This window comes from Bradyrhizobium vignae (assembly GCF_900324035.1).
GTDB classification, from domain to species: domain Bacteria; phylum Pseudomonadota; class Alphaproteobacteria; order Rhizobiales; family Xanthobacteraceae; genus Bradyrhizobium; species Bradyrhizobium vignae.
The window spans coordinates 5081458-5099897 of the sequence record NZ_LS398110.1; the positions used below are offsets into that span (position 1 = coordinate 5081458).

Below are 18440 nucleotides of genomic sequence, written 5' to 3' on the forward strand. Positions count from 1 at the left end.
TCAATCCACAAACGGTTCGACGATCGTGCGCTTGCCAAGCAGGAAGGCGTCGGCGACGAGACGAAGCGGCGTCAGGTCGACGTCGCTTGCGCCGGTCGCCGCGAGCTCGACGAAGCGACGGTAGAGCCCGCGATATTCCTCATCGGCCGCCTCGGCAAGCACCTTGCCGTCGACAGTCATGCGCGCGCCACCGCTGGACAGAGCAAGCCGGCCCTGATCGGTTTCGACAACGATATCCCAGCTCTGCGGACCGGTCTGGCGGAAATCGAACTCGGCGGTCACAGGCAGACCGTTGATATCCGTCAGTGTCAGGTTCGCCGCGATCGGCGCCTGGCGGTTCGCCGGAAAGGCCAGCTCGGCCGCGGTGACGAACACCGGCTTTGGCAGAATCCTGGTCAGGATCGACAGCGCATTGATACCGGGATCGAACACGCCGAGACCGCCTGGCTCCCAGATCCAGCCCTGCCCGGGATGCCAGACACGGACGTCTTCCTTCCAGCTGATGTGCACGGAAGCGATGCGGCGCTCGGCGAGCCATTGCCGCGCCGGCTCGACCGCCGGCGCATAGCGCGAATGCCAGGTCGCAAACAGTGTCCGCTTCGCACCCGCCGCCATCGCGATCAACGGATCGAGCTCGGCGACGCCGGTGCCCGGAGGCTTCTCCAGCATGACATGCTTGCCGGCGGCGAGCGCGGCTGCGGCCTGGGCGCGGCGCACCTGCGGCGGCGTGCACAGCGACACCGCGTCGATCGGCGGACCTTTTTCCAGCAGCTCCTCGACGGTGGCGAAATGCGGCAGACCCGGAAGCGAAGCATTGCGGCTCGCCACCGCCGCGAGCGTCGCGCCCGGGGTCGCCGCGATCGCGCCGACATGCTGGTCGCGCGCGATCTTACCGAAGCCGACGATGGCGATGCGAAGGTCTGTCACGCTTGTTCTCCAGTATCTGCCGACGGCAGCGGCTCGGCCGGCGCGGTCTCGATCACCGTGCCCTCGTGGCGGCGCATGCCGTTATGAATGACATAGATCATGGCCTCGGAGGCGGCGTCCGCATCGCCCGCGGCGATGGCATCGACGATCTTCTGATGCCAAAGCAGCACGGTGTCGCGGTCCTCCGCCTCGACCGGGGCGCTGAGCAGGAACGAGGCGCGCAGCGCGGCCTCGATGACATGCCCGATCGAGCGCATGAACAGATTGCCGGAGGCGCGCGCCACGGCCACATGAAGCGCGAGATCGGCATCGGCAAAGCCCACCGAGTCGGACGCCTCATGCCGCATGCGCTCCATGCTGCGGCGGAGCTCGGCCAGATCCTCCTCGGACCGCTGCGCCGCTGCGAGCATGGCCGCACGTGGCTCGACTGCGAGACGGATCTCGGCGAGGTCGTTGAGGAAGCGCTTGTCGATGCCGGCATCCAGGTGCCAGGCCAGCACGTCGGCATCGAACATGTTCCAGGCGCCGCGCTCGCGCACGACGGTGCCGACGCGCGCCTTGGTGGTGAGCAGCCCCTTGGCGACCAGGGTCTTGACGCTTTCGCGCAGCACCGGCCGCGACACCCCGAACATCGCGATCATCTCGGCATCACCCGGCAAGCGCGTGCCTTCCGCATAGCGGCCGGCGATGATGTCGACGCCGATCGAACGGGCCACCTCCGCATGATTGGAGTGGGCCCGCCGCGTCGGGATGACGACGATGCGTGAGGTCATGTGGCTGCTCCTGCGCTCTTCCTCACCGGCCGGCGTGCAAGCACGACCAGCCCCTGCTGCAAGGCGATGAAAGCGAACAGCAGCACGCCGGTCGCGATCTTGGTCCACCAGCTCGACAGCGTCCCGTCGAAATTGATGTAGGTCTGGATCAGGCCCTGGATCAGCACGCCGAGGAAGGTGCCGATCACCGAGCCCTGCCCGCCCGTGAGCAGCGTGCCGCCGATCACGACGGCGGCGATGGTGTCGAGCTCGACGCCGACGGCGGAGAGCGAGTAGCCGGCGCTGGTGTAGAAGGAGAAGACGATGCCGGCGATCCCTGCGAGCAGGCTCGACAGCATGTAGATCTTGATCGTCATCTTGCCGACGGCAACGCCCATCAGGCTCGCGGTCGTGCGACTACCGCCGAGCGCATAGACATTGGCGCCGAACCGGGTGAGATGCAACAGCAAGGCGCCGCCGATCACGATCGCGAGCATGATGATGGCGATGGCGGTCAGTCGCCCACCCACGGGCATCCGTAAGGCGAAGTCCGACACGGTGGAATAGATCGGCGCGGTGATCGGCACCGATTCCGTCGACAGCAAGAAGCTTGCGCCGCGGGCGAGGAACATGCCGGCCAGCGTCACGATGAAGGGCGGCAGGTCGAAGACATGGATGACCGTGCCCATCGCAGCGCCAAAAGCGGCTGACAGCGCGAGGATGGCGACGAAGGCGACCAGCGGCGGCACGCCCCAGCGCTCGATCGCCAGCGCAACGAACACGGTGGTGAAACCGATCACCGAGCCGACCGACAGATCGATCCCGCCGGAGATGATGACGAATGTCATGCCGGTCGCGACGATGCCGAGAAAGGCATTGTCGGTGAGGAGATTGCCGACGACGCGGGTGGAGGCAATGTTGGGGAATTGCACCGCGCAAGCTGCGAAGCCCGCGACGAGCACGATGGCGGTGATAAGGACGGGCGGCAGGCCTTTCATGCCTTGGTCCTCCACAGCCTTGCGGCGATCCCGGCGAGACCGGAGAATTTCGGCGATTGCAGCAGCAGCACGGCGAGCACCACCACCGCCTTGACCAGCAGGTTGAACTCCGGCGGATAGCCCGACAACAGGATGCCGGTGTTCATGGTCTGGATGATCAGCGCGCCCAGCACTGCGAGCACGAGACTGAAGCGGCCGCCGAACAGCGAGGTGCCGCCGATCACCACGGCGAGGATCGCGTCGAGCTCGAGCCAGAGGCCGGCATTGTTGGCATCAGCCCCCATGATATCGGCCGCCGCGATCACGCCGGCGAGCGCGGCGCAGACGCCGCACCAGACATAGACGGCCAGGATCATCGCGCGGGTGCCGACACCGGCGAGCTCGCTCGCCCGTGCATTGCCGCCGGTCGCCTCGATCAGCAGCCCGAGCGCGGAGCCGCGCACGACTGCACCGGTGAGGATCAGCATGCCCAAGGCAATCACGATCGGCACTGGCAGGCCAAGCACCGACCCATTGCCGAGCCAGACCAGATCCGGCGAGGAGAACGTCACGATCCGCCCTTCGGTGATGAGCTGGGCGATGCCGCGACCCGCGACCATCAGGATCAGCGTGGCCACGATCGGCTGCATGCCGAGCACCGCGACGAGAAAGCCGTTCCAGAGGCCGCAGACGAGGCCTGCGCCGAGCGTGGCTGCCAGCACCACCGGGAGGCCGTGACCGTCGGCAAGGCTCGCCGCGATCGCACCGCAGATCGCCATGACCGCGCCGACCGAGAGGTCAATGCCACGCGTCGCGATCACCAGCACCATACCGAGCGAGAGTAGCGCCACCGGCGTGCCGCGGTTGAGCACGTCGATCAGGCTGCCGAACAGACGGCCGTCCTGGAGGCGCAGGTCGAAAAACTGCGGCGACACTACGCGATCGACCGCGAGGATGACGATCAGCGCGAGGATCTGGGCGAGGCCGCGGCGCGGCAGCAGCGCTGTCATGCTCCGGCCTCCTGCATCGCGGCGCCCTCGGCGGCGATGGCAGCGAGAATGTTGCCGACGTCGATCGCCTCGCCCGCGAGCTCTTCGACATGGGCCCGGTCGCGCAGCACGACGACGCGATCCGAATAGGTCACGATCTCATCGAGCTCCGATGAGATCACGAGCAGTGAAAGCCCATCATCGCAGAGCTCGCGGATCAGGCGGATGATTTCGGCATGCGCGCCGACATCGATGCCGCGCGTAGGTTCATCCAGGACGAGAAGCCGCGGTGATGTCGCGAGCCAGCGCGCCAGCAGCACCTTTTGCTGGTTGCCGCCGGAGAGGAGCCCCACCGGGCGTTCGGGATCTGACGGGCGGATGTCGAGCATCTTGACGTAGCGGCGCGCGATTTCATCCTGTTCGCGGCGTGACAGCGGGCGATGCAGGCCGCGCTTGGCCTGGAGCGCGAGCACGATGTTCTCGCGCACGCTGAGCTCGGCAACGATGCCGTCGGTCTTGCGCTCCTCCGGGCAATAGCCAAAACCATGGCGGACGCCGTCGCGCGGTGACTGCAACCGCACCGTCGCGCCTTCCACCCTCGCCTCTCCGCCATCGGCGCGCTCGGCACCGAACACCAGCCGCGCCGTCTCGGTGCGACCCGAGCCGAGCAATCCGGCAAGACCAACGACCTCGCCGTGGCGCAGCTCGAGATTGAAGGGCGCGATATAGCCGGCCTTGCCGTAACCCTTGAAGCTCGCGCAGATCTCGCGCGCCCCATGCTCGGTGGCGGAAGCCCGCACGCTGGTGGTCTCGGCCAGTTCGCGGCCGAGCATCATCCGGATCAATTCCAGCCGCGGCAGCGAGGCGGTCTCGCGCTCGCCGACGAGGCGGCCGTTGCGCAGCACCGTGATGCGGTCGGAGATCTCGTAGACCTGCTCGAGGAAGTGGCTGACGAAGACGATGCCGATGCCACGCTTGGCAAGCTCGCGCATGATGCCGAAGAGGATCTCGACCTCGTGGCGGTCGAGGCTCGCGGTCGGCTCGTCCAGGATCAGCACGCGCGCGGAGAGATCCACCGCGCGGGCAATCGCGGTGACATGCTGGATCGCCACCGAATAATTGCCGAGCGGCGCGGTGACGTCGATATCGAGGCCGAAATCTGCGAGCAACGCCTTGGCGCGGCGACGCATCTCGCCTTCGCGCACGACGCCGAAACGCATCGGTTGGCGATCAAGAAATAGGTTCTGCGCCACGGAGAGGTTCGGCAGCAGGTTAACTTCCTGGTAGACGGTGGCAATGCCGGCCTGGAGCGCCGCCTTGGCCGAGCGCGGCGCGACCTCTTCGCCACCGAGCCTGACAATGCCGGCATCGCGCGGGAATACGCCGGTGACGACCTTGATCAGCGTGGACTTGCCGGCGCCGTTCTCGCCGAGCAGCGCATGAATCTCACCGGCGCGGAGCGTGAAGTCGACCTCCTGCAACGCGCGCACCGCGCCAAAGCTCTTGCTGAGCCCGCGCACCTCCAGCAGCTGCGAAGCAGGATCGGAATTATTTTCCATCGCGACGTCACTCCCACCGGCGTCCGCTGATGATGCGGACGCCAAGCCTATTCGTTCGCGCAGCGGTTTCGAAGGGTGACCGGACCGCTGGAAGCAATCCGGCGTATTGCCCGCCTCAGTAACCGAGGCCCTTCTTGCTGTCGTAGATCTTCTGCGGATCGTCGGCGGCGGTATAGAGCTTGGACTCGGTCTGGATCCATTTCGGCGGTACCGTACCCTTGTCCTTGAACGCCGCGATGGCATCGAGCGCGGGCCCGGCCATGTTCGGCGTCAGCTCGACGGTGGCGTTGGCTTCGCCGGCGGCCATCGCCTTGAAGATGTCGGGCACCGCGTCGATCGAGACGGTGAGGATCTCCTTGCCGGGCTTGAGGCCGGCCTCCTTCATCGCCTGGATCGCGCCGACCATCATGTCGTCATTGTGCGCGTAGACGGCGCAGATCGACTTGCCGCCGCCTTCCGCCTTGATGAAGCTCTCCATCACCTCCTTGCCCTTGGCGCGGGTGAAGTCGCCGGTCTGGCTGCGCACCAGTTTCAGGTTCGCATGCTTGGCAATCGCAGTGTCGAAGCCCTTCTTGCGATTGGCGGCGACGCTGGCGCCGACCGTGCCCTGCAATTCGACGATGTTGCACGCCTTGCTGCCGACCGTCTTCGCCAGCCACTCGCCGGCGACCTCGCCTTCGTGCACGCTATCGGAGGTGACGGCGGTGAGATAGAGGTCCTTGCCGGAAGGATCGATATCGCGGTCGAGCAGCACGACCGGGATCTTGGCCTCCTTTGCTTCCTTCAGCACCGAATCCCACCCCGTCGAGACGACGGGCGCGAGGAAGATCGAATCGACGTTCTGCGCGATGAAGGAGCGGATCGCCTTGATCTGGTTTTCCTGCTTCTGCTGGGCGTCGGCGATCTTGAGATTGACCTGGCGCTTGGCGGCCTCCTGCTTGGAGACCGACGTCTCGGCCGCCCGCCAGCCGGATTCCGATCCGATCTGCGAGAAGCCGATGGTGAGCTGGCCGGCACTGGCCGGCAGCGCGAGCAGCAAGGAGGCCATGGCGCTGGCCGCAAAGAGGACTTTAGGGGTCATCAGGCGTGTCTCCCAAGATGTTTTATCCGGGGCGCCGATTGGTGTCATGGCACCCTCAGGCCAGCCTGTAGGCCGACGGAAGGCACTATTCCATGGAAGATGGGTTCCGACTAGTCATATTATTTGACTATTTGGAGGAAAATGCGCGTTCGCAACGATAGGCGAATCTAAGACACGCCAAGCGCGATATTGTTCCGGGGATGCAACGCGGAGATGAAGGAGATTGTGCGGCCGTTGGGATGAGTGAGTCTCTGCGAGGACGGTGACAGACGAGCTCGCGACCTCTCCTCCTCGTCATTGCGAGCGCAGCGAAGATTCCATGGGGAGTGGATAGCGACCAGGTCTGAGGCCAGACTGAGGGTTGCTGAATCCATTCAACCTGGAGACGACGATGTTGCTCGATCATCCTTCCGACGGACTGGCCGCTATCCGCACGCAGTTTGGCGCAATTTTTGTGTCATTGGAACTGAGCCGTTCGACATGGCTGGTCACTTCGCTGTCGCCCTGCAAGGGCGAGAAGATGTCCAAACGCAGCATGAAGGCCGGCGACCTTTCGGAACTGTTGAAGCTGTTTGCGGAGCTGAAGCGCAAGGCGCAGGCGCGAACGGGTGAGAGCTATCCGCTCATCGCGATCCAGGAGGCGGGGCTGGACGGGTTCTGGCTTCACCGCGCCCTGCAGCAGGAAGGCATCGAGAGCCACGTAGTCGATCCGGCCTCGATTGCGACGCCGCGCCGGCGCCGGCGGGCCAAGACGGACCGGCTGGATGGCGAGACGCTGTTGCGGACGCTGCTGGCCTACAAGCGCGGCGAGGTACGGGTCTGCGCCATGGTCGTTGCGCCCTCTCCGGCAGAGGAGGACCGCCGTAGGCTGTGCCGCGAGCGAGAGACCTTGATCGCGGAGCGGATCGAGCATGTGAACCGGATCAAGGGTCTTCTGTTCGCGCAAGGGATCTTCGACTACGCGCCGCTGCGGCGAGACCGGCGGAAGCGGCTGGAGGCCTTGCGGACGGGCGACGGGCGCGCCTTGCTGGCGCATCTGAAGGCGCAGATCAGCCGCGAACTCGACCGGCTCGAACTGCTGCTCGACCAGATCACGGCGGTGGAGCGCGAGCAGGATGCGTTGCTGGCCGCGAGCAAGGCGGCGGGGGAGAAGACCGTATCGAACCCGGTGGCAATGCTGCTCGAACTGAAGAGCCTGGGCCCGAACTTCACGGCCGTTCTCTGGTCGGAGGCCTTTTACCGGCAGTTCGCCAACCGCCGCCAGATTGCATCCTATGCCGGCCTTGCAGCCACGCCATGGCGCAGTGGCGGCATCGAGCGCGAGCAAGGCGTGTCGAAGGCTGGCAATCCGCGCCTGAGAACCACGATGATCCAGCTCGCCTGGCTCTGGGTACGCCACCAGCCTCAATCGGCTTTGACCCAGTGGTTCAAGGTGCACAGCCAACGCGGCCGCAAGCGCGCGATCGTGGCGCTCGCGCGCAAGCTGCTCGTGGCCCTCTGGAAGTACGTGACCGCGGGCGTGGTGATCGAGGGAGCCGAGATAAAGGCCGCCGCCTGACACCACGCTCCTCAGCCTCAAAGCCAATCCGCCGAGATTGATCAGCCTCGGCCGATCCGGGTGGACGAACCGATGGATTGCATGGCTTCAAACGCCGTAACGAAGAATGGTCTCGTCCTCTCGAGCCTGCCCGCCGCAAGCGGAATGTTGGTGCAGCCGCCGCCGCGCGGCGACCGAATGTGAGTTTGATCTGGCAAGCAAACCAGATTGCAAAAACCGGCTCGACCCTTGGATCGCCTGACGAAAAGGAGTTATCCGCCCGCTGCCCCGACTGCCAAAGCCTGATGGCGTGCTCGCTCGAGTCAAGGCCAAGTCGCTTCGCGACGGCCCTACGGGCCGACCTTGACTGCGCGCGCCATCCTACGTGCTCCACGGTCGGGACGAAGAGCTGGCCTGCAATCGAACAAAGAGCTGAACAAACCGCCTTGACACACCAAATCCCCATGTGAGCAATCCAGAGTCGTTCCACGGACGGATTCTGGATTGCTTCGCTGCGCTCATGGAGCTCTGGGTCGCTCAAGCAGATTGACTCGTGGAGAGTCCCCTCACCCGATTGCATCTCCCCGCACGCGGGAGAGGCGAAGGCCGCAGCACTAAATCAGCTTGCGCTGCGCCAGGTTCTTCATCAGCGCGCCGATACCGAAGGTCCAGGGCTCGCACTCGTCGCTCGTGCGCATGCGGTTGACGAGCTTGCCGAGCTGGGGCGCTGCGATCGTGACGATGTCGTCGCGCTTGTGGGTGAAGCCCTGCCCCGGCGCGTCGCGATCCTTCACGGGTGCGAACATGGTGCCGAGGAACAGCACGAAACCATCGGGATATTGATGGATCTTGCCGATGGTCTGCGCGACGAGATCGGTCGGATCGCGGCTGATCTTGCTGATCGAGGAATGGCCGTCGAGGACGAAACCATCAGTGCCCGTCACGTTCAGGCTGATATCGAGCTTGCGCGCGTCGTCGAGCGTGAAGGTGTCGTCGAACAGGCGCAGCAGCGGACCAATGGAGCAGGACGCATTGTTGTCCTTGGCCTTCGAGAGCAGCAGCGCCGAACGGCCCTCGAAGTCCCGCAAATTGACGTCGTTGCCGAGCGCACCGCCGACGATCTTGCCGCGGCTCGAGACGAACAGCACGAGCTCGGGCTCTGGATTGTTCCAGGTCGATTTCGGATGCAGCCCGGCATCCATGCCGGTGCCGACCGAGGACAGGGTCGGCGCCTTGGTGAAGACTTCGGCATCCGGGCCGATACCGACTTCGAGATACTGGCTCCACGCGTTCTGATCGATCAGCACCTGCTTCAGGTGCATCGCCTGGTCCGAGCCCGGCTTGAGTTTTGACAGATCGTCGCCGATCAACCGCGTCACCTCTTTGCGGATCGCCTCGGCCGAGGCCGGATTACCCTTCGCGCGCTCCTCGATGACGCGTTCCAACATCGAGATCGCGAAGGTGACGCCGGCAGCTTTCAAGGTCTGGAGATCGACCGGCGCGAGCAGCCACGGCTTCTTGGAATCGCGACGATCGGGCGCCGTATTGGCAACAATGGATTCGAGATCGCCGATGCATTCGCCCTTGGTCGCAGCGAGCGCCTTGGCCGGATCGTCCTCCTCGCACAGCGCGCTGATGGTCGGAAATCGTGCGGTAACATCGAAGACGCCGTCGCCCCGGACGGCGACCACGGCCGGACCATTCACCTGCGGCAGCCAGACGCGGCCGGCCAATGTTCCCCGCGTGCCGTCCTCGGGGAGAAGGTCTTTCACAGTCAAACTCGTCATGGCCGGCGTCCTCGCTGTTTCTTTGGGATCGGTCGCATTTGCGGCGGCCGGTCCCATTGGCGAAGACCAATAAACGTCTGGCGCGGGAAGTCCAGAGCGGCCGCGACGAGCCGCTATGCCGCCGCCCGCGCCTCTTATGCCCCTGCTCGCGCCTTTCGCGCCGCGATCTGCTGCAGCGCCCAGCGCGCGTTCTTGCGCACATCGGGATCTGGATCGTCGGCGATGATGGCCAGGAACGCCTCGCCGTCGGGATGGGCGATCTCGCCAAGCGCCGCAGCCGCCTCTTTCCGCAAGTTCGCCTGGTCGTGGTTGACGCAATTGCCGATCGGCCGCACCGCCCGCTCGATCTTCATCTTGCCGAGGCTGCGGATCGCCTTCAGCCGCACCTGCCAGAACTCGTCGGCAAGGCAGACGGTCAGTTGATCGGCGGCCAGCGAACCGTTGATATTGAGGCCCAGCGTTTCGGCCGCCATCTCGCGCACCATCCAGTCGGCATCCTTCAACGCGCGCGTGATGGTCTCGGCCGCAGGTTTCATCTGCGAGAACGCCAGCGCGCTCACGGCGGCACGGCGCACATGAGCATCAGGGTCGTTGATCAACGCCGTTAGTGCCGGGATGGACTCCTCCAGCTTGAGAAAGCCGATCACGCCGATCGCTTGCACGCGGACGGCGGCGTCAGTGTCCTGGAGCGCTTCCAGCGCCGGCTTAAGCGTGTCCTTGCAGCGTAATTCCTTGAGCGCGCGCAGCGCGCCCATACGGACGAAGGCGTGGGCATGCTTCACCAGTGGCAGGATGATCTTGGCGCAGGCGGGATCCTTGAACTCTGCCATGCTGTCGGCCGCGGCTGCCGCAACGATCCTTTCGGGGTCGACAAGCAGCTTGACCAGTGCGCTCGCGGCCTCCGGCCCATCGAACTCCCCGAGCGCCATCGCGACCTGCTGGCGCACGCCCACATCGGGATCTGCGACCAAGTTGGCGAGATGCGCGACCGCTGCCGGATCGGCGGAATGGCCGAGCGCGATGATGGCGACGCGGCGCTCGGCGGGATCGGCGGCCTGAAGCCGCTCGTCGGCGTCCTCTAGATCGTCGTAGGATTCGAACGGGCTCGACATGATCACCTCAACAGGTACGGAATGTTGACGGTGACGGCGCCGGTCGGGCAATCGGCCTCGCAGGGCATACAGTACCAACACTCGTCATAGGCCATGTAAGCCTTGTTCGTCATCTCGCTGATGCGCAGCACGTCGAGCGGGCAGACATCGACGCACACCGTGCAGCCCTTGTCCGCGATGCATTTGGCGTCGTCGACGACCACCGGAACCGATGTCTGATAGGACGCGAGAGGCATTTGATGTCTCCTGTTGCTGCATTTCTGGTGGATCAGGCCGAGGCGCGGATGCGCTGCTTGTCGTAGAGGTCCTTCTCGTCGTCGGAGATCGGCACGACGTACGGTTCGACTGCGCGCTTCTCGCTGGTCATCTTGCCGTCGCGCTTGCTCAGCAGCGCATGGCAGAACCAATTCTCGTTGTCCTTTTCCGGGAAATCCGTGCGCCAGTGATAGAGACCCCAGCGGCTCTCCTCGCGATAGAGCGAGGCGTGCGCGGCCATGTCGGCGCAGTCCATGATCGACTGCACTTCGAGGGCGCGGAGCAGCTCGTGCGCGTTGCGTGCGATCATGCGCTCCTGCATGTCCTCGCGCGCCTCCGCCAGACGGCGCATGCCGAGCTCGTATTTGCGCGTGACCTTCGGCGGCTGGAGATAGTCGTTGACCAGGCGGCGCGCCTTGTACTCGATCTGGTTCGGCGGAATGCCGTCCTCGCGCTTGGTCGGCGCCATCACGCGGTCGCGCTCCAGCGCGACATCGCCTGCGTCGAACTCCGCAAAATCATGTCCGTCGGCGAACTCCATCGCGTCGATGCCGGCGACCGAACCGTTGGTGAAGGCGCCCAGCATGTAATTGTGCGGCACGCTCGCCATGTCGCCGGCTGCGTAAAGACCAGGAATGGTGGTGCGCGCATTGTCGTCGACGAACACGCCGGAGGCACTGTGGCCGGAGCAGAAGCCGATCTCGGAGATGTGCATCTCGATCGACTCGCTGCGATAGTCGACGCCGCGCCCCTGCTGGAACAGGCCGCGCGTCGGACGCTCGACCTTGTGCAGCGTGGACTCGATCTCGGAGATGGTGTCGGGGTGCAGATGCTTGAGCTGGAGGAACACCGGGCCCTTGCCGGACAAGAGCTCGTTGTAGAACTCCAGCATCATCTGACCGGACCAGTAGTCGCATTCGATGAAGCGCGCGCCTTCGTTGTTCGCCGTATATGCGCCGAAGGGACCCGCGACATAGGCGCAGGCCGGGCCGTTATAGTCCTTGATCAGCGGATTGATCTGGAAGCATTCGAGGTTCGCGAGCGCCGCGCCGGCGTGATAGGCCATGGCGTAGCCGTCGCCGGAATTGGCGGCGTTCTCGTAAGTGCCGAACATGTAGCCGGAGGTCGGCAAACCGAGCCGGCCGGCCGCGCCCATGCAAAGGATCACGGCCTTGGCCTTGATCACCAGCATCTCCGCCGTGCGCGTATTGACGCTGATCGCACCGGCGATGCGGCCATCAGAGGACTTCAGCAGCCGCGTTGCCATGTAGCGGTTTGAGATCAAGATGCGGGCGCGGCGAAGCTGGCGGTACAGCGCCTTCTTCACGGTCTCGCCGTTCGGCATCGGCAGGACGTAGGTGCCGATATGGTGCACCTTCTTGACCGCGTAGTCGCCGTTTTCGTTCTTGAGGAAGCGGATGCCGAAGCTGTCGAGTTCTTCGATGATTTTGTAACAGTTCTGCGCGTATTTATAGACCGCCTTCTGGTCGACGATGCCGTCGTTGGCGATGGTGATTTCCTTGGTGTACTGCTCCGGCGTCGCGTAGCCGGGGATGACGGCATTGTTCAGTCCATCCATGCCCATCGAGATCGCGCCGGAGCGTTTGACGTTGGCCTTTTCGAGCAGGACGACATTGGCTTTCGGGTTCTTCAGCTTCGCCTTCAGCGCCGCCATCGGGCCGGCCGTGCCGCCGCCGATCACCAGCACATCGCAGGAAACCTCCGAAAGTCCGTCGACAATCTGATCTAGTGCCATCACTTGCTCCTGGTTCGCCGATCCGGCGCCTTTGCGTCAGATTTGTTCAGGGGGCGTCCCGGCGATAGCAATTAGTTGTCGCCGGGATGCGATTTGCGGCTCAGCGCTCGACGAAGGCCTTTTCGATGACGAAATGGCCGGGCTGGCTGTGATTGCCCTCGACGAAGCCGCGTGCGGCGAACATCGCGTGCAGTTCCTCCAGCATCGCGGGGCTGCCGCACAGCATGATGCGGTCGGTCTCGATGTCGAGGCCTGGCCGCCCGATGTCGTCGAACAGTTGGTTTGAGGCGATCAGGTCGGTGATGCGGCCGCGGTTCCGGAACGGCTCGCGGGTGACGGTCGGGTAGTAGACCAGCTTGTCGCGGATCAAGGGGCCGAAGAATTCGTGACTGCGCAGGCCCGCGACGAGGTGCTCGCCATAGGCGAGTTCCGAGATCTGGCGACAGCCATGGGCGAGCACGATCGTCTCGTAATTCTCGTAGACGTCGGGGTCCTTGATCAAGCTGGCGAAGGGCGCGAGTCCCGTGCCGGTCGAGAGCAGTAACAGGCGCTTGCCTGGCATGAGATTGCCGGTGATCAACGTGCCCGTCGCCTTGCGGCCGACCAGGATGATGTCGCCTTCTCTGATCTTCTGCAGGCGCGAGGTTAGCGGACCGTCCTGGACCTTGATCGAGAAGAATTCGAGCGCCTCCTCGTGATTGGCACTGGCCATGCTGTAGGCCCGCATCAGCGGCTTGCCTTCGACTTCGAGCCCGATCATCGCGAACTGGCCGTTCTGGAAGCGGAAGCCGGGATCTCGCGTTGCGGTGAAGCTGAACAGAGAATCGGTCCAGTGCCTGACCGACAAAACCCTTTCCCTCTGAAATGCGCTCATGATCTCTCCTTCGCCATCGGTGACGTTCAAGGTTCCGAGAGAGGAGAGCCCGGCAATTCGGAAGTGAAATTCCCAGTCGATTAGTTGCACATTTCGCGAGCGATGACCGAAGACGAGGCAGCGAAGGCCATCGCCACGTGTCCGCACCGGCAATTAGTTGCTATTCGTGGGCGCCTGCGCCGACGTAGAGAGAAGCCGGAGATTTATCATGACCATGACCGCATTGCTGGCACCGACCGTAGCCGACTATGAAGCCAGCGCCGATCTGGCGGCGCTCCTCGTCCGCACCACGCAGAACGATGCGTTGAGCGTCACTGCCGAAACACTCCGCCTCTCCTGCAAATGCGCCCACTGCACCCGCGCCCGCTTCGACGGCCGCTTCCCGGAAGCATTTCCGGGGATTGCGATCACCGAGATTGGCGATCTCGGCTACGGACTGAACATCTCATTCTCGGACGGACATAACCGGGGGATTTACCCGAAGCCGTATTTGCTGAGCTTGGCGGGGCAGTGAAGCCGGCTGCTCGCTCCTCAAATTGCCGGTCGGCTCAGTTCGCGAGCAGCTCCCGGGCGTCGATGATGTGAACATCGACACTGCCAGAACCGCGTGCGATCCGTACGCTGTGCCCGGTCCCACCGGCACGTCCTGGTTCCTCATGCTGGTTCCACAGGGCAAGCAGCATGATTTTCTTCGCCGAGCTGGACAACGCCATTCTCAGCACCCATTCGTTGCCGCGCTCCCAGGCATCGACTCCCGCCTTGGTGCTCAGCCAATTCGGCAACCCTGCACGGTCGCTCAGTTCGAGCACTGGCCGCTTCTCGAGCAGATTGAAATACCGGGTTCGCCACGCATCAAATCCATCAGTGAAAACCTGGCTGGCATAGACGTTCCGGGGCATCGGAAGGCACAGCGTGCTGTCGACATTGATCTCTCCGCAAACCTCGTGACAGATGATATCGCTGCCCGGCGCAGCCGATGCCAATACGCGAAGCTTCCTTCCCTCCTTTTGAAGGCTCAGAAGCCGGTCCTTGATGAGCTGTCGGGCCTTTTCGACCCTATCGGGAGGGAAGCGAGGCTCGGGACGGCCCGGCTCATCGATCAAGTGCCCGGAGAAAATGACCATCTCATAGTCTTCCTTCGCAGCGGGCCGGCACAGATGCGCCTCGACAGCCGCGATCACCGCGTCGGCCAAGTTCGGGCGGAAGCCAAGGCTGTCAAACAGTTTCATCTGCCCCTTGGCAGCGTCCCAGGCAAAGAGGTGGGATTCCGAAACGCTATCGCGATAAAGTCGAGCGACGCGAGAGGCGTTCGGCTCCACCAAAAAAGCCAGATCGGCCGGGCCCATTTTGGCCCAAACGCGATCCTTGTGACCTTCCGGCAAACGCTCCAAGGCGGCATCGATGACCAGCGGCAAGAGCGCGCTGAGCTGATCGACTGACTGACGGAGCTTCTCGCGGTAGTATGAAGCCCCACCATTGCTCGGAAACGACGCTTCCCATTCTTCCGCATCTTTGGAAAGGTCCAACGCAATTTGGCCGAGCTGAAAGGCGGCGAGGCCTGACCAAAAATGATTCAAGTCCGTCAGGTAGGCGTCACGATATGCTTCATATGCCTCTCTGAGCGTCGCGCTGGTGGCGATCCTTCGTCTCTCGGCCTGATCCGGCACCGTTTCGAAACTCAATCGCCACGACGTCTTCTTGTTTCGCCCCTTCAAGGCGAGCGCTTCGGCGCGCTGCGCGGCCGTAACGCCCTGACCGAGCGACAGGACGCGAGCGATTGCAGCATCGGATGCAGCAAAGAGCTGGGGTTGATTTCGGCCTTGCGCGCGTTCTTTTCGATATCGTCGCTCGTAGATATTGGCCAATGCGAGGTTGGCAGCGACATCGTTTGGATAGACTTCAACGACCTTGACGAAGGTCGTAAGCGCTCCGTCATAGTCTTCGAGATCCCATTGCGCCTGGCCGATCATGCGAAGTGCCGGCCACTCGAAGCGGAGGCCCTCCACTTCCTTCGCAAGCAGACGCAACCAACCCATCGAGTGTGCGGCTCTCGCCCGGTCGATTTCTTCGATCAACTCGTTGGGAATGACCTGCGAGACGGCGGCCGGCTCGACTTCGGGTAAGGTCGGCAACATCTTGAAGATGGGACTGTCCGTGTCGCGCTCGCTTGCCAAGGCCTGACGAATGACCTCTGTGAGCTCGACGACCGACTCCTCCGGCTTGTCAACGGTATAGGCAAGGTAGCGATCGGTCAGGAGATCGAAGACAGGGCCATCCGCGACCGGCTTACCCTTGATCAGAATCGAACGCTTCTTTCGTAAAGCATGCCGGATTCCCAATTCGTAGAAGACGTTAGCGTTGTGGATCGTGAGATCGGCAATGACGAGGTCCGCCTCGACGAGGAGCTTAAACATGTCTTCCCTGATATTGCCCGGCTCGACAATGTCGCCGGTGGTGCCCCCGGCGATACCGAAGGTTCCCAGCGCGGGTGTGATCAGCCCGTCGTGGACCCGATTGAAATCGATGAGCTTTCCCGCAGAATCCGGCTTGATTCCAAATGGCCGGATCACGAAGACGCGTGTCATGCCTCCCCCCCTCCGTGCCGGCCTTGGTCCAGGCCGGATGATGTAAATCTCAGTTCGTCCTGACCGGCCGCTCCACAAATCCCGCCGCCAGTCCGAGGACGCGAAACTGCTCGGTGGCATCGCCCGCGCCGCGGGAGCTGCCTTCGTTGACGATGACCGCAACGGGCCGGCATGGCGGCGCCTCGGCACGGCACAGCGCGAGCGCTTCCCTCACGATCGCATCATTGGCCGCGGCGTAGGCCGCGTCACCGTCTCCGGCATCGAGCACGACGACGTCGCCCGCCTGCCCCACCTCGCCCATCACACGATCGAATAGTCCGCCCCAGTCGCCAGGGCGATCGGTCACCGACGTCTCGCGGAACCGGGCTGGCGCGAATGGCAGCACGATCCGGCGCCGAATACCCATGCGTCCGGCCTCCTCGAGCGCAATGAGATCGGCCCCGCATGCGGCCGAGCAGACCAAAGCCTCAGCCTGCTCCTGCCTAAAGACATCGGCAAGCCGCTGGCGGACCAACGGCACGGCGCCCAGCGGAAAGCGCTTCGCTTCCGCGTCCGGTGCGTCGATGCGGCGGCCCGCCAGGGCGATAACGGCCTTCTGCTGTTGGTCCTGCGGCATCACTGCTCCTTAACGGGGAGGTGGGAAATTCGGGAAATGCGTAGAGGGAAGGACGTATTTTTCGGCGTAAGCCGCTCCCACGTCGCCGATCTGATTGATGTGCTTGACCGAGTCCATCACCTGCACATCGGCGGGCGAAATCTTGGCGAGACCCAGATCCGCCAACCCCGTCGCGGTGACGTCCGGATCATACCTGACATAGGTGAACTGGGATGGAATGGTCGAAGGCAGTGGATCTTTGGGGTCGATATGCATCGCGTGACCGAACTCGCGGTCTATCGGCGCGCCATATCGGCAATCGCCGACCGTCCGACAGGCCATGTCCCAGCCGGCACTGGCCGCATTCATCAGCGCGGACGGAATGTTGCGGGCGTGGTCGAGCAGCCAAAGATCACCTGCCTTCAAGTCAGGCCGCTCGCGTGGCGCATTGCCGGTACCGACGGACACGATCAGGAGCTGGTCGCGCCCGGTGGCCCAGTTCATCTGGTAAGCTCGTGCGGTCGCCATCTGAAAGGCCAGAAACGCCGGGTTATTGTAGGTGGTCACCCCGCCGTCGACGAAGATGAAGCTGTATTCCTTGGCTGTCCCCTGCGCGAATACCACCACCTCAGGGGGAAAGAAGGTCGGCGCAGCTGTGCTGGCACGGACGAGCTGCCACAACGGTAAACCGAGGTTGCAGTCGGGACGGCTGCGGTCGTTGTAGTGGGCGCGCGGATTGTTACTGACCGGCCAGGGCGAATCTGTCGTGTGATTGCGCATCACGACCATGAGGAGAGTCTTCAGATTCGCGTCGCCGAGCTCCGCAGGCTGGTCAGTGGCCCCGTATCCAAGCTCTTTATTGATCGTCTCGCGAAGCATCTTTGCCAACGGTTCGTCGTTGTAAGCGTACTGCGCACGCTTGAGAATGCTGGACTTCTCGAACATCAGCTCACCGCTGCCCACGTAGAACTGGCGGATCTTATCCGTGGACATACCGAGTGAGATGCAGGTCGCGATGATTGCACCGGTGCTCGTGCCGCAGACGAAATCGAAATAGTCGGCGAGGACGAGCTTGTCGTTGCCGGACGCTGATCGCAGGTCTCTTTCGAGCTTGGCGAGAATCTCCACGCTCATCAGCCCGAGAATGCCGCCGCCGTCGCAGGCAAGGATTCGTTTTGGTCCGGCAGACGTCAATTTAGTTTCGACTAAATTGGCCATAAATTCCCTCCGTTTCCTCGCAATAAACTGAACTTCAATTCTGCTTCGGCCGCAGCTTTTCAACGTGCTCTTGGTATTCGTCGTATTCGTCCAAAACCGCCAGCATCAGCTCGTCCGGTGGCTTGGAGCCGAGAAACTGCAGACGACCTCTCAATGATCGTGCCGACGCGCGATCTTCGTAACGATGATCTTGAAATCGAAAGTTCCGCCATGTCCATCTCCGCGGCGGTATCAATCTGACGACTATCCTCGTCGCGCGAGGAAGGGCTGCTTCAATCAAAATGTGCGCCCGACCCGGCGCCATTCCCAATCGTTCGGTTCAGAGCAAAAAAACCTCATCAGAAACGACCGGCCAACGAATGAAATACGGATCGCGTTCGACACCCGACATGCTGACGTGTATCCACCGTGAACGCAAGCTCTAGATGTGCGGCGC

16 protein-coding genes are annotated in these 18440 nt (G+C 63.4%); 2 read left to right on the forward strand and 14 right to left on the reverse strand.

Annotation, left to right across the window (positions count from 1 at the left end; translation table 11 throughout):
- The 6 genes from BRAD3257_RS24805 to ytfQ form a co-directional block, all read right to left on the reverse strand.
- Nucleotides 1-927: a Gfo/Idh/MocA family protein gene (locus tag BRAD3257_RS24805; RefSeq protein ID WP_122404031.1), complete on the reverse strand. Its 927-nt coding sequence runs from the start codon at nt 925-927 to the stop codon at nt 1-3.
- The gene (locus BRAD3257_RS24810; protein WP_122404032.1) at nt 924-1700 is read right to left on the reverse strand and encodes a FadR/GntR family transcriptional regulator; all 777 of its coding nucleotides are present in this window, start codon (nt 1698-1700) and stop codon (nt 924-926) included. The genes BRAD3257_RS24805 and BRAD3257_RS24810 overlap by 4 nt, the downstream gene beginning before the upstream one ends.
- Complete coding sequence (gene yjfF, locus BRAD3257_RS24815) at nt 1697-2677, reverse strand: galactofuranose ABC transporter, permease protein YjfF (protein ID WP_122404033.1); 981 nt, start codon at nt 2675-2677, stop codon at nt 1697-1699. Before yjfF ends, BRAD3257_RS24810 begins: the two co-directional genes overlap by 4 nt.
- On the reverse strand, nt 2674-3666 hold the full coding sequence (locus BRAD3257_RS24820) for an ABC transporter permease (RefSeq protein WP_122404034.1): 993 nt from the start codon (nt 3664-3666) through the stop codon (nt 2674-2676). Before BRAD3257_RS24820 ends, yjfF begins: the two co-directional genes overlap by 4 nt.
- Complete coding sequence (locus BRAD3257_RS24825; RefSeq protein ID WP_122404035.1) at nt 3663-5204, reverse strand: sugar ABC transporter ATP-binding protein; 1542 nt, start codon at nt 5202-5204, stop codon at nt 3663-3665. The genes BRAD3257_RS24820 and BRAD3257_RS24825 overlap by 4 nt, the downstream gene beginning before the upstream one ends.
- 115 nt (nt 5205-5319) lie before the next feature.
- Nucleotides 5320-6285, reverse strand: a complete 966-nt coding sequence (gene ytfQ / locus BRAD3257_RS24830; RefSeq protein WP_122404036.1) for a galactofuranose ABC transporter, galactofuranose-binding protein YtfQ — start codon at nt 6283-6285, stop codon at nt 5320-5322.
- A 391-nt stretch (nt 6286-6676) separates the two neighbouring features.
- Between ytfQ and BRAD3257_RS24835 the strand changes: the two genes are divergently transcribed.
- A complete protein-coding gene (locus BRAD3257_RS24835; RefSeq protein ID WP_122406309.1) occupies nt 6677-7843 on the forward strand; it encodes an IS110 family RNA-guided transposase in 1167 nt (388 codons plus the stop codon).
- A 593-nt stretch (nt 7844-8436) separates the two neighbouring features.
- Here the strand turns inward: BRAD3257_RS24835 and BRAD3257_RS24840 are convergent.
- The 5 genes from BRAD3257_RS24840 to BRAD3257_RS24860 all read right to left on the reverse strand — a co-directional run bounded on the left by BRAD3257_RS24840 (nt 8437) and on the right by BRAD3257_RS24860 (nt 13606).
- Nucleotides 8437-9609, reverse strand: a complete 1173-nt coding sequence (locus BRAD3257_RS24840; protein WP_122406743.1) for a fumarylacetoacetate hydrolase family protein — start codon at nt 9607-9609, stop codon at nt 8437-8439.
- 134 nt (nt 9610-9743) lie between these two features.
- Complete coding sequence (locus BRAD3257_RS24845; RefSeq protein WP_162500349.1) at nt 9744-10721, reverse strand: HEAT repeat domain-containing protein; 978 nt, start codon at nt 10719-10721, stop codon at nt 9744-9746.
- Nucleotides 10722-10723: 2 nt separating this feature from the next.
- Nucleotides 10724-10957 carry a 4Fe-4S dicluster domain-containing protein gene (locus BRAD3257_RS24850; protein WP_011085981.1) on the reverse strand — a complete coding sequence of 78 codons (234 nt, stop codon included), beginning with the start codon at nt 10955-10957 and terminating at the stop codon, nt 10724-10726.
- A gap of 32 nt (nt 10958-10989) precedes the next feature.
- The gene (locus BRAD3257_RS24855) at nt 10990-12732 is read right to left on the reverse strand and encodes a fumarate reductase/succinate dehydrogenase flavoprotein subunit (RefSeq protein ID WP_122404038.1); all 1743 of its coding nucleotides are present in this window, start codon (nt 12730-12732) and stop codon (nt 10990-10992) included.
- Between the two features lie 100 nt (nt 12733-12832).
- Nucleotides 12833-13606 carry a ferredoxin--NADP reductase gene (locus BRAD3257_RS24860; RefSeq protein ID WP_122406744.1) on the reverse strand — a complete coding sequence of 258 codons (774 nt, stop codon included), beginning with the start codon at nt 13604-13606 and terminating at the stop codon, nt 12833-12835.
- A 208-nt stretch (nt 13607-13814) separates the two neighbouring features.
- On the opposite strand from BRAD3257_RS24860, the gene BRAD3257_RS24865 reads away from it, so the two are divergent.
- Nucleotides 13815-14120, forward strand: coding sequence for a gamma-butyrobetaine hydroxylase-like domain-containing protein (locus BRAD3257_RS24865; protein ID WP_122404039.1), 306 nt, complete (start codon nt 13815-13817; stop codon nt 14118-14120).
- Between the two features lie 34 nt (nt 14121-14154).
- Here the strand turns inward: BRAD3257_RS24865 and BRAD3257_RS24870 are convergent, their stop codons facing one another.
- Genes BRAD3257_RS24870 through BRAD3257_RS24880 form a run of 3 tightly spaced genes read right to left on the reverse strand, consistent with a single transcriptional unit; the run spans nt 14155 to nt 18004 of the window.
- Entirely contained in the window at nt 14155-16191 is a 2037-nt protein-coding gene (locus tag BRAD3257_RS24870) for a tetratricopeptide repeat protein (protein ID WP_122404040.1), read from the reverse strand.
- Nucleotides 16192-16240: 49 nt separating this feature from the next.
- Entirely contained in the window at nt 16241-16807 is a 567-nt protein-coding gene (locus tag BRAD3257_RS24875) for a hypothetical protein (RefSeq protein WP_122404041.1), read from the reverse strand.
- Between the two features lie 9 nt (nt 16808-16816).
- Nucleotides 16817-18004, reverse strand: coding sequence for a patatin-like phospholipase family protein (locus tag BRAD3257_RS24880; RefSeq protein ID WP_122404042.1), 1188 nt, complete (start codon nt 18002-18004; stop codon nt 16817-16819).
- Nucleotides 18005-18440: the final 436 nt, after the last annotated feature.

Coding starts and splice junctions, on each gene's coding strand:
- BRAD3257_RS24810 (WP_122404032.1), bottom strand. CDS start 1,700: ATGACCTCACGCATCGTCGTCATCCCGACGCGGCGGGCCCACTCCAAT.
- yjfF (WP_122404033.1), bottom strand. CDS start 2,677: ATGAAAGGCCTGCCGCCCGTCCTTATCACCGCCATCGTGCTCGTCGCG.
- BRAD3257_RS24820 (WP_122404034.1), bottom strand. CDS start 3,666: ATGACAGCGCTGCTGCCGCGCCGCGGCCTCGCCCAGATCCTCGCGCTG.
- BRAD3257_RS24825 (WP_122404035.1), bottom strand. CDS start 5,204: ATGGAAAATAATTCCGATCCTGCTTCGCAGCTGCTGGAGGTGCGCGGG.
- ytfQ (WP_122404036.1), bottom strand. CDS start 6,285: ATGACCCCTAAAGTCCTCTTTGCGGCCAGCGCCATGGCCTCCTTGCTG.
- BRAD3257_RS24835 (WP_122406309.1), top strand. CDS start 6,677: ATGTTGCTCGATCATCCTTCCGACGGACTGGCCGCTATCCGCACGCAG.
- BRAD3257_RS24840 (WP_122406743.1), bottom strand. CDS start 9,609: ATGACGAGTTTGACTGTGAAAGACCTTCTCCCCGAGGACGGCACGCGG.
- BRAD3257_RS24845 (WP_162500349.1), bottom strand. CDS start 10,721: ATGTCGAGCCCGTTCGAATCCTACGACGATCTAGAGGACGCCGACGAG.
- BRAD3257_RS24850 (WP_011085981.1), bottom strand. CDS start 10,957: ATGCCTCTCGCGTCCTATCAGACATCGGTTCCGGTGGTCGTCGACGAC.
- BRAD3257_RS24855 (WP_122404038.1), bottom strand. CDS start 12,732: ATGGCACTAGATCAGATTGTCGACGGACTTTCGGAGGTTTCCTGCGAT.
- BRAD3257_RS24860 (WP_122406744.1), bottom strand. CDS start 13,606: ATGAGCGCATTTCAGAGGGAAAGGGTTTTGTCGGTCAGGCACTGGACC.
- BRAD3257_RS24865 (WP_122404039.1), top strand. CDS start 13,815: ATGACCATGACCGCATTGCTGGCACCGACCGTAGCCGACTATGAAGCC.
- BRAD3257_RS24870 (WP_122404040.1), bottom strand. CDS start 16,191: ATGACACGCGTCTTCGTGATCCGGCCATTTGGAATCAAGCCGGATTCT.
- BRAD3257_RS24875 (WP_122404041.1), bottom strand. CDS start 16,807: ATGCCGCAGGACCAACAGCAGAAGGCCGTTATCGCCCTGGCGGGCCGC.
- BRAD3257_RS24880 (WP_122404042.1), bottom strand. CDS start 18,004: ATGGCCAATTTAGTCGAAACTAAATTGACGTCTGCCGGACCAAAACGA.